Below are 12,308 nucleotides of genomic sequence, written 5' to 3'. Positions count from 1 at the left end.
AGGGCAGCTCGGGCTGCCGTGACGCGGCGAGCCGGCTCGGCTCAGGTGAAGAGTGCCTGCAACATGAGCCCGGTGACCGCGACGGTCAGCGACAGCAGGCCGCCGAGGATCAGCGGCCGGATTCCCGACCGACGCAGCTCGCGGGTGGAGATGCCCAGGCCGATGCCCGCCATCGCCACCGCGAGCACCGCGGTGGCGACGAGACCGATCCCGTTCCGGGCCCGATCGGGCACGAGCCCCAGGGTGTTCACCGCCGTCGCGAGCAGGAACAGTGGGATGAACACCGGGACCAGGCGGCTGATCCGCAGCCGGCCCCCGGGCCGTCGGCCGGCCACCCACGCCGCCCCGGCGGGTCCGGCTGCGGGCCGGTCCGGCCGGCGCGAAGCCCCGGACGACCCGCTGTCGCCGGCCGGGGCACGGTGTCGGGCGAGGGCCACCGCCAGCACCAGCGGAATGATCATCAGGGCGCGGGTCAGCTTGACGGCGACCGCCTCGTCGCCGGCCGCGCGGCTGTACGCGTACCCGGCGGCGACCACGCTGGACGTGTCGTTGACGGCGGTGCCGGCCCACAGGCCGAAGGACTGGGCGTCCAGCCCGAGCAGGTGCCCGACGGGCGGAAAGACCAGGACCGCGAGCAGGTTGAAGACGACGATGGTGGACATCGCGTACCCGACGGCCGCCTCGCCGGCCGCGATCACCGGGGCGACCGCTCCGATCGCCGACGCGCCGCAGATCCCGGTGCCGGAGCCGAGCAGCAGCCGCAGGTCGGCGGAGACGCCCAGGGCCCGACCGGCGAGGGCGGCGACGGTGAAGCAGGCGGCCAGGGTGCCCAGCATGACCGGCAGCGAGGCCACCCCGATCCGCACCACGGCAGCGAGGGACAGCCCGAGACCGAAGATGACGATGGCCGCCTGGAGCACGTACCGGCCGGCGAAACGGGCCCCCGGGTCGACCGCCCAGCGGCGGCGACGGGCGAGCGGGCCGACCAGGATGCCACCGACGATCGCCAGCACGGGCGCCCCGACCACCGGCACGGCGTGCCCGCCCGCGGTGGCCAGGACCCCGAGCCCGACGGCGAGGAGCAGCCCGGGCCCGAGGCGCCGTGGGTTCGCGTCCCGTGGTGTGGCCACCGGTCCGGCGCCGTTGCCAAGATCCGTATCCACCGGCCCAGTCTCTGCTGTGCCGGATCCGCGCCGGCCGAGGGCCGGGGCAACCACCCGACCGGGTCACCGGCGTAGAATCCGCGGCCAGCGTCGCGGTGCACCCGGCACGAAGGCCGCCGTGGGCATGGAGGCGCGGCACGGCAGGGGACCATGTGCACCCATCCCACTCACCGGCCGGGCGGCTGACCGCCCTCGGCACCCAGTTGATCGAGATCCACCACTGGCTCCGCGAGGAGCTGGCCCGACTCCGCGCGGGCCTCGACTCCCCCGGCGAGGCCGGTGTCGGCCTGTCCCGGGAGCTGCGCGCGCACTGTGTCGGCTTCTGCGCGGCGCTGGACCGGCACCACACCGGCGAGGACGCCGGCGCGTTCCGCGTTCTCGCCGAGCGGCTGCCCGAGCTGCGCCCCGTCCTGGCCGAGCTGAGCGCGGACCACCGGGTGGTGGCGGACATTCTGCGCCGGGTCGAGGCCCTGCTCACCGAGGCGGCGGACCGGCGGTCCGTCCGGGCCGAGCTGGACGGCCTCGCCGCGCTGCTGGAGTCGCACTTCAGCTACGAGGAGAAGAAGCTCTTCGCGGCGCTGGCCGCCCTGCCGGGCGGCACGGCCGAGGAGCTTTTCGGCGTCCCCGAACCGGGACGCCGGTGAGGAACATCTGACGGGACGGAGACGACATGACCACGGGGACGATCGACGCGGCGGCGGCCGGGACCTGGCGACTCGGGGACCGCACGGTGAACCGGATCGGCTTCGGCGCGATGCGGCTGACCGCCAACGCCGACGGGAGCCCGAGCGACCGGGACCGGGCGATCGCGGTGCTGCGTCGCGCGGTCGAGCTGGGCGTCAACCACATCGACACCGCCGCGTTCTACTTCTCGCCGCTGCGCTCGGCGAACGAGCTGATCAACCGGGCGCTGTCGCCGTACCCGGAGGACCTGGTCATCGTCACCAAGGTCGGGCCGGGCAAGGACCCTTCCGGCGAGTGGCTGCCGATGGCGCGGCCCGACCAGCTCCGTGGCCAGGTCGAGGAGAACCTGCGCCAGCTCGGCCGCGAGCACCTCGACGTGGTCAACCTCCGGGTGTACGGCCCCGAGCCCCTGGCCGAGCACTTCGGCGCACTCGCCGAGCTGCGCGACGCCGGGCTGGTCCGGCATCTGGGCGTCTCCGCCGTGACGGCGGGACAGGTCGCCGAGGCTCGTACCATCGCGCCGGTGGTCTGTGTGCAGAACTCGTACGGCCTCGGCTACCGCGCGAGCAACGACGCGCTGATCCGGGACTGCGCCGCGCACGGCACCGCGTTCGTGCCGTTCTTCTCCCTGGCCACCAGCGGCCGGGAAGCCGGCGCGACCGGCGTCGAGCACGACGACGTGCGCGCGGTCGCCCGCGAACACGGCGTGACCCCGGCCCAGGTCCGGCTGGCCTGGACGCTGCACCGAGGCCCGAACGTGCTGGCCATCCCCGGCACCGGCAACCCCGACCACCTGGCCCAGAACGTCGCCGCCGGCGCCCTCCGCCTCACCGACGAGGACCTGACCCGCCTCGACGCCGTCCACCGGGGCGCCTGAGCATTCCGGCGCACGTTGGAGGGGATGACGGAGGACGGATTCGCCCGTTGGCAGAATCGGCAGGCGCTGGGTGGCCGGGGCGGGCGTCGGCGCACCATGCTGTGGCGGTGGTGACCTTCTCCGTACAGGCCCGGCCGACCGATGCGGCGAGCTGGCTCGACCTGGCCCGCCGGGTCGAGGCCGCCGGCTTCGACGCCCTGCTCGCCGCCGACCACCCCGGCTACGGCGCGTCGCCGTTCGTCTCGCTCGCCGCCGCGGCGGCGGTGACCTCGACGCTGGGCCTCGGCTCGTACGTCTCCAACGCCGGCGTCCGCGAGCCGATCCTGCTCGCCACCGACGTGGCCACCCTCGACGTGGTCTCCGGCGGGCGGGCCCGGCTCGGCCTCGGCGCCGGCCACACCCCGGCCGAGTGGCGGGCCGTCGGGCGTGAACGCCCCGACGTCGCCGGTCGGGTCCGCCGCTGCGTGGCGGTCGCCGAGGCCGTCCGCGACCTGCTGGCCGGCGAGGAGGTCACCGTGGACACCCCGGAGCTGGTCGCCCACGCCGCCCGCCTCACCGAACTCCGGCCCGTCCAGGCCCGGATCCCGCTCACCATGGGTACGGCCAACTCGACGCTGCTGCGCTGGGCCGGCGCGCACGCCGACGTGGTCGGGTTGACCGGTTTCGGGCGTACCCTCGCCGACGGACACCAGCACGAGGCACGGTGGCGGGCCGACCAGATCGAGGCGCAGCTCGCGCACGTGGCGGCCGGTGCCGCCGGTCGGGTCGAGCCGCCGACGCTGGAGGCCCTGGTCCAGCGGGTCGCGGTGACCGACGACGCCGAGGCCGTCGCGGCCGAGATGGCCCTCGATCTGGGCCTGACCGCCGCCCAACTGCTCGCCACGCCGTTCGTCCTCATCGGCACCGAGGACGAGATCGTCACGGCGGTCGCGGAGCATCAGCGCCGCTGGGGCATCACCCGTTTCGTGGTACGCAAGGACGCCGTCGACCCGCTCCGCGCCTTGCTGCCCCGGTTGCCAACCGCGGGGTGACCAGCCCGAGACGTCACCTGCAACGCATGGCGCACGTGGCATTGACGCCACATGCGGGACAGGTTCATCGTCAGGGTGCCCGCTGGAGGTGACACACCGTTCACGTTGACATCGCCGACCGTACGGACCTCGATCGCGCCGAGGCCCAGGCCTCCTGGCTGCGGCGGCCGCACGTCGACCGGGTCACCGTCGCCCTGGCCGCGCTCGACGCCACGGAGCGTGAGCGATCGGCCCGCGCAGTCCGCCGCCTGTTCAACGACTGCGGCTGCACGTGGTCGGCATTGGCGCTCGCCGGCGCCGGCGGCGTCGCCCTGGTCGCCGGGCGATCTGTCGTCGGCGTCGCGCTCACCGCGCTCCTGGGGGCCGTCGCCGGCAAACTGCTCGGCCTGGCCTGGAGCCGGTACCGCCTGCTCGCCCGGCTGCGCGCGCTGCGTCTCGCCACACCCCGCGAAGGAGGGGATCTCCCATGGCACTCGTCTGCACCGAAATCACCGAATGGGTCGAGGAGCAGGTCTCCAAGCCTGTCGAGGAGTGGGAGGAACGGCAGGAGAAAAAGTGCAAGGACTACCCCTGGTACGACCCCCGGGGCTGGGTCTGCTGGTTCGTGACCTATTTCGTGAAGGTCATCCGCTGGGTCGTCGTCACGGTCGGCAAGTGGGTCACGCGGACGGTCTGCAAGCTCGTCGGCGCCGTCGTCGAGGCCGTGGTGGACATCGTCGGGGGGCTGTGGGACGTCGTCGTCGGGATCTTCACCCTCGACTGGCGCCGGATCCTGGATGGTCTGCTCCGGGCGGTGATCGGCCTGGTCCTGGGCATCATCCGGGTGGGGCGCATCGTCCTCCTCGGCGACACCATCGAGTTCATCATCGAGGAGATCAACAAGGCGCGGCTGCGGGCGTACGTGCGCGGCCTGCTCGAGGCGAAATACGGCGCGGACCCCGATGCGCTCGCGCAGATCACGGCGGCGCTGCACCTCGACCACGGCGCGTTCGGGCTGCGGCTGGACGCCACCGCGTACCGGACCTTCCTCGACTCCGAGGTGCGGTCGACGCCGGACGCCACCGCCCCCGACCTCGTCCTCCTGCACGAGCAGGGCGCGATCAACCTGCGGGAGCTGTGCGGGTTCGCGTTCCCGCAGGGCTTCTGGAACCGCCCGCGCTACAAGACGCTGAAGAAGGAGGTGGTCGTCGGGGGCGGTGGCGGCGGCGAGTTCGACAACCCGATCTCCGAGGACGAGCTGAACACGTACCTCTCCTCCCGGGGTGCGGACGGGCCCAGGTTCATCGTGCTGCCGATGCGCGACGGCGCCCTGGACACCAAGATCGCCACGGCCAGTGAGAAGGGTCGCGAGCTGGCGCTGATGCTGAGCTTCGACACGGATCGGGTGCTGGTCACCGCCGGGCCGCACATCGTCCAGATCGGCTACGACCAGGGTGCGACGCAGGCGCACGCGGCGCTCACCCAGTTCCTGGACGCGATCATCGGCCGTCGCCGCAAGAGCACCGACGCGGCGGGGGCGATCGCGGACCTGTGCCACCCGGTGATCGTCGGCGTCTTCCGCTACACCGACACCCTGCGCGGGCTGACGAACAACCTGGAGCGCAGCGCCTGCGGGCTGGGCGGCAGGGACAACTCCGGCCTGACGTTCATCGACAACACGCCGGACCAGGTCTGGCGGTACGTGCCGATCCACGAGCTGGGCCACTATTTCGGGCTGTGCCACACCGACGGGGTGGACCGGATCATGTTCTCGCCCCGGGAGAGCACCTGGTGGGCCAAGTGGTACCTGATCCCGCGCACCCTGTGGAACGTCTACGCACAGGGCGAGCCGTCGTTCTCGTACGACGAGGCGAAGGCCGCGTGGGACTACATCGTGGCGAACTTCGGCGCACAGTGCCTGGGCGCCCGCCCGGTGGTCATCGAGGGAACGGCGCCCCAGCCCCGCCGTGGCACCTCACCCATGGACGCCCGCAGCGACGCCTGACCGGGCAAACCACCAGGGCGGCCAGCGCGGCCGGGCGGCGCGCGGCGGGACACCGGGCCAGCGCGCCAGCGGGGCCCGGGCGTGTCGCGGCGGGAGACACCTACTGTCGTGAGCGATATGCCTCTGCGTCATATTCATGACGCAGAGGCATGTCGCTAAACCCGGCGATCGTCGTCGGATGCCCCCCGCCGTGGGCGTCCGCCCGCTGCCGCGCCGCCTAATAGGAACAGGGGATGCTGAGCGCCGAGGGCCTCCGCCCGGAGCGCCGCCGAAGAGCTCGCTGTATCGATCGTGGGCACCGTCGCTGCGGCGATCCGGTCGGCGCCGTGAACCTACCTCTGCTCGCCTGGCGGTTCCTTGACGAAGACGCCGAGACCGTGCACACCTTCGACCAATCCTTCGGTCTTCAGCACGATCATGGCGTGGTTGACCACCCCTGCCGACACACCATGCTGGGTGCAGAGCTGTGCGGTGGACGGCAACTTGTCGCCTGGGGCGAGTTCTCCGGACGCGATCTGCTCACGGATTAGGTCCGCGAGCTGCGCCCACTTGGGCTTGGCGGGCATCTGCTCTCCCTGGTCTGCACCGCCATTCGATCACGCCCAGCTTCTACCGACAAGTAAGAGGTACTCGGTGGTTGACCTATGAGCAGTACTAAGTATAAGTTCGTGCCGACCCGCTCACCTGGTCTGCAAACCGCGAGCTGGTCACCCCCGTAGGACCACCCGGCCGGCTGCTCCCCCGGTAGTCGGCCGGGTGCCACCCCTTGCCCGCGACCTGCTGTCGACGGGCTCGTGAGCAGGCCCGGGGCGGGTGCCGGGCTCCGGCCGACCAGGCGCGCACGGCCGTCCCCGCCCGTCTCGGTGCCGCGCTCTGACGAGAGGCGGAGCAGCGTGCGGTCAGTGGTCGACCAACCGGTGGACGCGATGGAAAAGGTGCTCGGCGAGCTGCCGATGCCGTGGGTGGTGACGGTGGCGGACGTCCGGCTCGCCATCCGGGCGGTGCTGGTGCACGCGCCGGAGGAGTGGCCCACCGGGCCGCTGTGTCGCAGCGACCGGACCCCGTACCCCTGCCTGTTGCACCGGTGGGGACGGCGAGTGCTGCGCTCGCGCGGCCTGGCGGACGACGTTATCGACGAGCTGGCGACCCGCGGTGAGGCGCTGGCCCGCGTACCCGAACGGAGGTGCTGACGATGTGGCCGCGACGGAACGCGGGGCCGGTGCCGCTCGCGCCCCGGCACCGGCGGACCTGGCGGCGCGGGCGGCGCTGGTGCTCGTGCGGCCTGCGCTGGACCGCCTGCCCAGACCGACACGCGCCCGTCCCCACCGAGCCGCCCGCAGCTACGCCGAACAGCCGATGGTGGGACGAGGCGACGCGGGCGAACCCGCAGGTCGGACGGGCTGGCTGGCTCACCCCGGCGCAGACCTGGCGGGCCAACGGCGGCCGGTGGTGAGCGGCGCGCACCTGCCACTCCGGCCCCTCTGGCTCTGCCGAGCCTGCGCTGCCCCTTGGCCGTGCCCCACCGCCCGGCTCACCCTGCTGCGCGAGTACGCCGACGACCGGGTGGCGCTGCTGGTCTACCTCGGTGGGCTGCTGCACGACGCGTCCGGGGAGCTGCACATCCTGCACCCGGACGACGGACCCGAGCCGGGGCAGCTCTTCGCCCGCTTCCTCGGCTGGGCCATCCCCCGCCGATGCCGAGCGGCCCCGGGGGCTGATGGCGGGACGTGAGCGGCAGGTCAGTGCACATGCTCGGGGCGTACGCCGATGCCGACCAGCCGGGCGGGGAGGGCCTGCAGCGCCGGGAACCGCTTCACCAGGCGGATCGGCGCCGGGGCCTCGATCCGGCCGGTGGCGTGCAGCAGCGGGTCGACGATCCGCCGCTGCGCGGCGCGCTGGATGTTCTGCGTGACCACGGTCGGGAAGCGCCGGCGCTTCTGCACCGCGGCGAGGTCCGCCTCCGTCACCCGCTGCCCGGCGGTGAGCTTCGGGCCCAGCATCCGGGCGGTGGCCGTGGCGTCCTGCACCGCCAGGTTGATGCCAACGCCGCCGATCGGGGACATGGCGTGTGCGGCGTCGCCGATGAGCAGCGCGCCGGGGGCATACCACCGCTCCAGCCGGTCGACCTTCACCGTCAGCAGCTTGACGTCGTCCCAGGTGGCCAGCTCGCCGACCCGGTCGGCGAGGACCGGGTGCCGCCGCGCCACCTGCTCCCGCAGCGCCTCCAGCCCGGCCGCCCGGACCTCGTCGTAGCCGCCCTTGGCGATGACGTACGCGCACTGGTAGTAGTCGCCGCGGTCGATGGCGAGCAGCAGCCCGCCGGAGCCGATCCGCATCGCCAGGCCGTCGCCATCCGTGGGGCGGCGCGAGATCCGGAACCACAACACGTCCATGGGCGCGCCGTAATCGACCGGCCGCAGGCCGAGTTCCCGGCGTACCACCGAATCACGGCCGTCGCAGGCAACGGTGAGCGAGGCCTGGATCTCCAGCTCGCCGTCCGGGCCCACGGCCCGCACGCCGGTGACGGCGCCGGACGCGCCGCGGAGCAGGCCTGTCACGGTGGTGGAGCGGATCAGGGTGAAGGTCGGGAACTTCGCCGCCTCGGTCGCGAGCATTTCCAGGAAGTCCCACTGGGGGACGAAATACAGGTAGTTGTGCGGCGCCGGCAGGCGCGTGAAGTCCGCGACGGCGTAGGTGCCGTCGTCGAAGGTGGTGTGCAACCCGCCGGCCTTGCGCCCGGGCAGCGCCGCCACCCGGTCACCGAGCCCGACCTCGTCCAGCAGGTCCAGTGTGGAGGAATGCACGGTGTCGCCCCGGAAGTCCCGGAGGAAGTCGACGTGCTTCTCCAGCACCGCGACCTCCACTCCCTGCCGGGCGAGCAGCAGGCCGAGGACGAGCCCCGCGGGCCCGCCGCCGACGACGCACACGTTGGTCTTCATGGGAATCCTCCCTAATCGCAACTGGCGTGGCCTTTTCCAGCGTGCCATGATGGGTCGACGTAACGCAACAGTCGGTGCGTTAAGGGGAGGGATCCGATGTCCGTCGGCCGGCGACCTGGCGGGCGCAGCGCCCGCGTCCGTGCTGCAGTCCTCGCGGCCGCCCGTGGCCTCCTCGCCGCCGGGTACGCCGAGCTGACCGTCGAACGGATCGCCGGGGCGGCCGGCGTCAACAAGACGTCGGTCTACCGCCGGTGGACCGACCTGGAAGGCATCCTCGGCGACCTGCTCAGCGAGTACGCCAGTGAGGTCGTCCCGATCCCGGACACCGGCAACCTCGACACCGACCTCGAAGAACTGGCGTCGCTGGTCCGGCGCGGCATGACCGGCGAGCCCGGCGAGCTGATCACGGCCCTGGCCGCGGCCGCACCGCGCAACCCGCGCGCCGCGCAGATCGTCCGTGGCTTCTTCGCCGAACGGTTCGGGCTGGCCGAGGCCGTCGTCGACCACGCCGTGGCCCGCGGCGAACTACCCCGGGGCACCGACGCACCGGCCGCGATCGAGTTCCTGGGCGCGCCCTTCTTCCTGCGGCTGCTCGTCGTCAACGAGCCCATCGACGAGGCGTTCGCCCGCCGTACTGCCGCCGCGGTCGCCGCCGCCCTTCGCGCCGGCGTCTTCAGTCCTGCGCGACCGCCTCGCCCGGCCGCCGCTGCACGCTGAGCCGTGAGCGCGACGGGGGCGTCACGAGTGAGTGATTTCCCTCGACGCATCCGGGACCAGGTCCGTACCCGAAGATATGGGTATGCGGATCCTCATGGCCGGCGTGTCCGGCTTCCTCGGCACCCGACTGGTCGACCGGCTCACCGCGGACGGGCACCAGCTCACCCGCCTGGTCCGCCACGCACCCCGTTCCCCGGACGAGCGGCAGTGGAACCCGTCCGCCGCACAGCTCGACCCGGCGGTGATCGCTGACGCCGAGGCGGTGGTCAACCTGGCCGGCGCCGGCGTGGGCGACAAGCGCTGGAACGACAGCTATCGGCAGTTGATCCGGTCCAGCCGGGTGGACACCAGCACGACCCTGGCGATCACCATCGCCGGGCTGCCCGCCGCCGACCGGCCGGCGGTGCTGCTCAACGCCTCCGCCGTCGGCTGGTACGGCAACACCGGCGACCGGACGGTCGAGGAGGACTCCCCCGCCGGCGAGGGTTTCCTGGCCGACGTCTGCCGGGTCTGGGAGGCCGCGACCCGGCCGGCCGAGGACGCCGGCGTACGGGTGGTGCGGTTGCGCACCGGGCTGCCGCTGCACCGCGACGGCGGCATGCTCAAGCCACAGCTGCTCCCGTTCCGGCTGGGCATCGCCGGGAGGCTGGGTAGCGGCCGGCAGTGGCTGCCCTGGATCTCGATGCGCGACTGGCTGGACGCGGTGGCGTTCCTGCTGGCCCGTGACGACGTCGCCGGCCCGGTCAACGTGGTGGGCCCGAACCCGGTCACGAACGCCGAGTTCACCCGGGAGCTGGCCCGCCAGCTGCACCGGCCGGCGATCATCCCGATCCCCGCGCTGGCCCTGAAGGTCGTCCTCGGTGGCTTCGCCCAGGAGGCCCTCACCAGCACCCGGGTCCTCCCCGGCGTCCTCACCAGGTCGGGCTTCACCTGGACCCACCGCGACCTGCCCGGCGCCCTGCACGCCGCCCTCACCGAGTGACCCGGTGAGGAGGGAGATGGCCGTCAAGGTTCCGTGTCTGCCCGGCGTGTCCAGATCCGGTTGGTAACGTCCGCTGCGTGCCGACCTCCCCGTCCCAGGCGACCGACCCGTCGCCCGCGCCCGCCACCCGGAGCTGGCGTGCCGACCTGGTCGTGGTGTTCGCCGCGGTGGCCCTGGCGATCTGGGTGACCAGCGGCATGTGGTGGGACCCGAACACCCGGGCGATCACCGTCAACTCCAGCGACCAGGCTCTCTTCGAGTGGCTGCTGGCGTTCGGCGGGCACGCCGTCACCCACGGGGAGAACCCGTTCTTCACCGACCTGCTCAACGTCCCGGACGGGGTGAACCTCGCGGTCAACACGTCGATCACCGTGTACGCGGTGGTCTTCGCGCCGCTGACGTACCTGATCGGGCCGCCCGCGACCTTCCTGACGATCCTCACCCTCAACCTCGCCGCCACCGCGGTGGCCTGGTACTGGCTGCTCAGCCGGCACCTGGTGATCAACCGGCTGGCCGCCGGGGTGGGGGCGCTGTTCATCGGCTTCTGCCCGGCGATGGTCTCGCACGCCAACGCCCACCTGAACTGGACCGCCGGCTGGCTGGTGCCGCTGCTGATCTGGGGCGTGTTCCGGCTGCGCCGGCCCGGCCGCGCGGTGCGCGGCGGGATCGTGCTCGGCCTGCTGGTGGCCCTCGGCTTCTCGATCGCCGCCGAGGGGCTCTTCTTCACCGCCCTGGCGGTCGCCTTCTTCCTGCTGCTGTGGGCGCTGCACCCGGGCCGCTGGCGCGAGGTCCGCGCCGTGCTGCCCAGCTTCCTGGGCGGGCTGGGCGTGACGGCGCTGGTGGCCGGGGTGCTGCTGGCGTACCCGCTGTGGCTGCACTTCGCCGGGCCGCAGCGCTTCCACGGCACCGGCTTCGACCCGCTCATCCACTCCGAGGACATCGCCGCCTACGGGTCGTACCCGCGCCGCTCGCTGGCCGGCTGGGCCGGGCATGGCACCTCGCTGGCCCCCAACCCGACCGAGGAGAACTCGTTCTTCGGCATCCCGCTGCTGCTGCTCGCCGCGGCCTGCTTCGGGCTGCTCTGGTGGCGTGCCGACCGGGCGTTCCGGGCCACCCTCACCGCACTCGGCGCCACCGCGATCGTCTTCGCGGTGCTCTCCTGGGGGCCGAGGGCCAAGTGGCACGGCCGGCGTACCCACCAGATCCTCCCGTTCGGGGTGCTGGACAACCTGCCGGTGGTCAACGCGGCGCTGCCCTCCCGGCTGGCCCTGGTGGTGGCGCCGGTGATCGGCGTGCTGCTGGCGTTCACGGTCGACCGGCTCCGGACCCGGCCCCCCCGCTATCGCGTCACCGGGCTGGCCTGGGCGCTCGGCTTCGCCGCCGCACTGCTGCCGCTGCTGCCCACCCCGCTGCTGACCAGCGTGCGGGAGCCGATCCCGAACTTCATCACCAGCGGCACCTGGCAGCGCTACGTCTCCCCGGGCGGGGTGCTCACCCCGCTGCCGCTGACCGTCGACGTCACCCCGGACGGCCAGCGCTGGCAGGCGTACGCCCTGGCCCACCGGCAGGGCGAGTTCCGCATCCCGGCCGGGTTCTTCCTCGGCCCCGGTGGACCGGGGGGCCGGGGCCGGATCGGGCCGGTGCCGCGGACCTTCGACTCGCTGATGGACCAGGCGGGGCGGACCGGGCTCGTGCCGATCATCACCGAGGGCAGCATCCGGGCGTCCGTGGCGGACCTGCACCACTGGCGGGTCGAGACCGTGATCCTGGCCGACCGGGTGCACGGCGCCAAGTACGACATCAACGAGGACGCCGTACGGCGCACCGCCACCGCCCTCCTCGGTCCGCCGGAGCGGGTGGACGACGTGTGGCTCTGGAAGGTCCCGCCGGCCTGACGCGACGAGGCTCACGGCGCGAACCGGCAGGTGGCG

General features: G+C 73.0%; 13 protein-coding genes. 10 read left to right on the top strand and 3 right to left on the bottom strand.

Annotated features, from left to right (window positions below; translation table 11 throughout):
- Nucleotides 1-41: 41 nt before the first annotated feature.
- Nucleotides 42-1,163 (bottom strand): YeiH family protein, encoded by a 1,122-nt coding sequence (locus tag ACNAVT_RS14435; RefSeq protein WP_416296443.1) that lies wholly within the window; start codon nucleotides 1,161-1,163, stop codon nucleotides 42-44.
- Between the two features lie 152 nt (nucleotides 1,164-1,315).
- Here ACNAVT_RS14435 and ACNAVT_RS14430 point away from each other — a divergent pair, with 152 nt between their 5' ends.
- The 4 genes from ACNAVT_RS14430 (at nucleotide 1,316) to ACNAVT_RS14415 (ending at nucleotide 5,739) form a co-directional block, all read left to right on the top strand.
- On the top strand, nucleotides 1,316-1,807 hold the full coding sequence (locus ACNAVT_RS14430; RefSeq protein WP_416296441.1) for a hemerythrin domain-containing protein: 492 nt from the start codon (nucleotides 1,316-1,318) through the stop codon (nucleotides 1,805-1,807).
- A gap of 26 nt (nucleotides 1,808-1,833) precedes the next feature.
- Nucleotides 1,834-2,724 (top strand): oxidoreductase, encoded by an 891-nt coding sequence (locus tag ACNAVT_RS14425; protein WP_416296439.1) that lies wholly within the window; start codon nucleotides 1,834-1,836, stop codon nucleotides 2,722-2,724.
- Between the two features lie 107 nt (nucleotides 2,725-2,831).
- A complete protein-coding gene (locus ACNAVT_RS14420; protein ID WP_416296437.1) occupies nucleotides 2,832-3,755 on the top strand; it encodes an LLM class flavin-dependent oxidoreductase in 924 nt (307 codons plus the stop codon).
- 466 nt (nucleotides 3,756-4,221) lie between these two features.
- Complete coding sequence (locus ACNAVT_RS14415) at nucleotides 4,222-5,739, top strand: hypothetical protein (RefSeq protein ID WP_416296435.1); 1,518 nt, start codon at nucleotides 4,222-4,224, stop codon at nucleotides 5,737-5,739.
- Nucleotides 5,740-6,071: 332 nt separating this feature from the next.
- Here the strand turns inward: ACNAVT_RS14415 and ACNAVT_RS14410 are convergent, their stop codons facing one another.
- Nucleotides 6,072-6,305, bottom strand: a complete 234-nt coding sequence (locus ACNAVT_RS14410; protein ID WP_416296433.1) for a GntR family transcriptional regulator — start codon at nucleotides 6,303-6,305, stop codon at nucleotides 6,072-6,074.
- Nucleotides 6,306-6,641: 336 nt separating this feature from the next.
- On the opposite strand from ACNAVT_RS14410, the gene ACNAVT_RS14405 reads away from it, so the two are divergent.
- Genes ACNAVT_RS14405 through ACNAVT_RS14395 form a run of 3 tightly spaced genes read left to right on the top strand, consistent with a single transcriptional unit; the run spans nucleotide 6,642 to nucleotide 7,470 of the window.
- Nucleotides 6,642-6,929, top strand: a complete 288-nt coding sequence (locus ACNAVT_RS14405; RefSeq protein WP_416296431.1) for a hypothetical protein — start codon at nucleotides 6,642-6,644, stop codon at nucleotides 6,927-6,929.
- Nucleotides 6,930-6,931: 2 nt separating this feature from the next.
- Complete coding sequence (locus tag ACNAVT_RS14400) at nucleotides 6,932-7,192, top strand: hypothetical protein (RefSeq protein ID WP_416296429.1); 261 nt, start codon at nucleotides 6,932-6,934, stop codon at nucleotides 7,190-7,192.
- Nucleotides 7,189-7,470, top strand: a complete 282-nt coding sequence (locus tag ACNAVT_RS14395; RefSeq protein ID WP_416296427.1) for a hypothetical protein — start codon at nucleotides 7,189-7,191, stop codon at nucleotides 7,468-7,470. The genes ACNAVT_RS14400 and ACNAVT_RS14395 overlap by 4 nt, the downstream gene beginning before the upstream one ends.
- Before the next feature lie 8 nt (nucleotides 7,471-7,478).
- Here the strand turns inward: ACNAVT_RS14395 and ACNAVT_RS14390 are convergent, their stop codons facing one another.
- Nucleotides 7,479-8,678, bottom strand: a complete 1,200-nt coding sequence (locus ACNAVT_RS14390) for an FAD-dependent oxidoreductase (RefSeq protein WP_416296425.1) — start codon at nucleotides 8,676-8,678, stop codon at nucleotides 7,479-7,481.
- A 96-nt stretch (nucleotides 8,679-8,774) separates the two neighbouring features.
- Here ACNAVT_RS14390 and ACNAVT_RS14385 point away from each other — a divergent pair, with 96 nt between their 5' ends.
- From ACNAVT_RS14385 to ACNAVT_RS14375, 3 genes are all read left to right on the top strand, one after another.
- The gene (locus ACNAVT_RS14385) at nucleotides 8,775-9,395 is read left to right on the top strand and encodes a TetR/AcrR family transcriptional regulator C-terminal ligand-binding domain-containing protein (RefSeq protein ID WP_416296423.1); all 621 of its coding nucleotides are present in this window, start codon (nucleotides 8,775-8,777) and stop codon (nucleotides 9,393-9,395) included.
- 82 nt (nucleotides 9,396-9,477) lie between these two features.
- Complete coding sequence (locus ACNAVT_RS14380; protein WP_416296421.1) at nucleotides 9,478-10,377, top strand: TIGR01777 family oxidoreductase; 900 nt, start codon at nucleotides 9,478-9,480, stop codon at nucleotides 10,375-10,377.
- Between the two features lie 77 nt (nucleotides 10,378-10,454).
- On the top strand, nucleotides 10,455-12,272 hold the full coding sequence (locus tag ACNAVT_RS14375; RefSeq protein ID WP_416296419.1) for a DUF2079 domain-containing protein: 1,818 nt from the start codon (nucleotides 10,455-10,457) through the stop codon (nucleotides 12,270-12,272).
- Nucleotides 12,273-12,308 lie beyond the last annotated feature (36 nt).

This window comes from Micromonospora sp. SL4-19 (assembly GCF_047921475.1).
Lineage (GTDB): Bacteria > Actinomycetota > Actinomycetes > Mycobacteriales > Micromonosporaceae > Micromonospora.
The sequence above is the reverse complement of the archived record's forward strand: the minus strand, read 5'-3'. Positions and strand labels throughout refer to the sequence as shown.

What these genes read in the sequence shown, in the direction of transcription:
- ACNAVT_RS14425 (WP_416296439.1), top strand. Translation starts at nt 1,834, where the DNA reads ATGACCACGGGGACGATCGACGCGGCGGCGGCCGGGACCTGGCGACTC.
- ACNAVT_RS14415 (WP_416296435.1), top strand. Translation starts at nt 4,222, where the DNA reads ATGGCACTCGTCTGCACCGAAATCACCGAATGGGTCGAGGAGCAGGTC.
- ACNAVT_RS14410 (WP_416296433.1), bottom strand. Translation starts at nt 6,305, where the DNA reads ATGCCCGCCAAGCCCAAGTGGGCGCAGCTCGCGGACCTAATCCGTGAG.
- ACNAVT_RS14400 (WP_416296429.1), top strand. Translation starts at nt 6,932, where the DNA reads ATGTGGCCGCGACGGAACGCGGGGCCGGTGCCGCTCGCGCCCCGGCAC.
- ACNAVT_RS14390 (WP_416296425.1), bottom strand. Translation starts at nt 8,678, where the DNA reads ATGAAGACCAACGTGTGCGTCGTCGGCGGCGGGCCCGCGGGGCTCGTC.
- ACNAVT_RS14385 (WP_416296423.1), top strand. Translation starts at nt 8,775, where the DNA reads ATGTCCGTCGGCCGGCGACCTGGCGGGCGCAGCGCCCGCGTCCGTGCT.
- ACNAVT_RS14380 (WP_416296421.1), top strand. Translation starts at nt 9,478, where the DNA reads ATGCGGATCCTCATGGCCGGCGTGTCCGGCTTCCTCGGCACCCGACTG.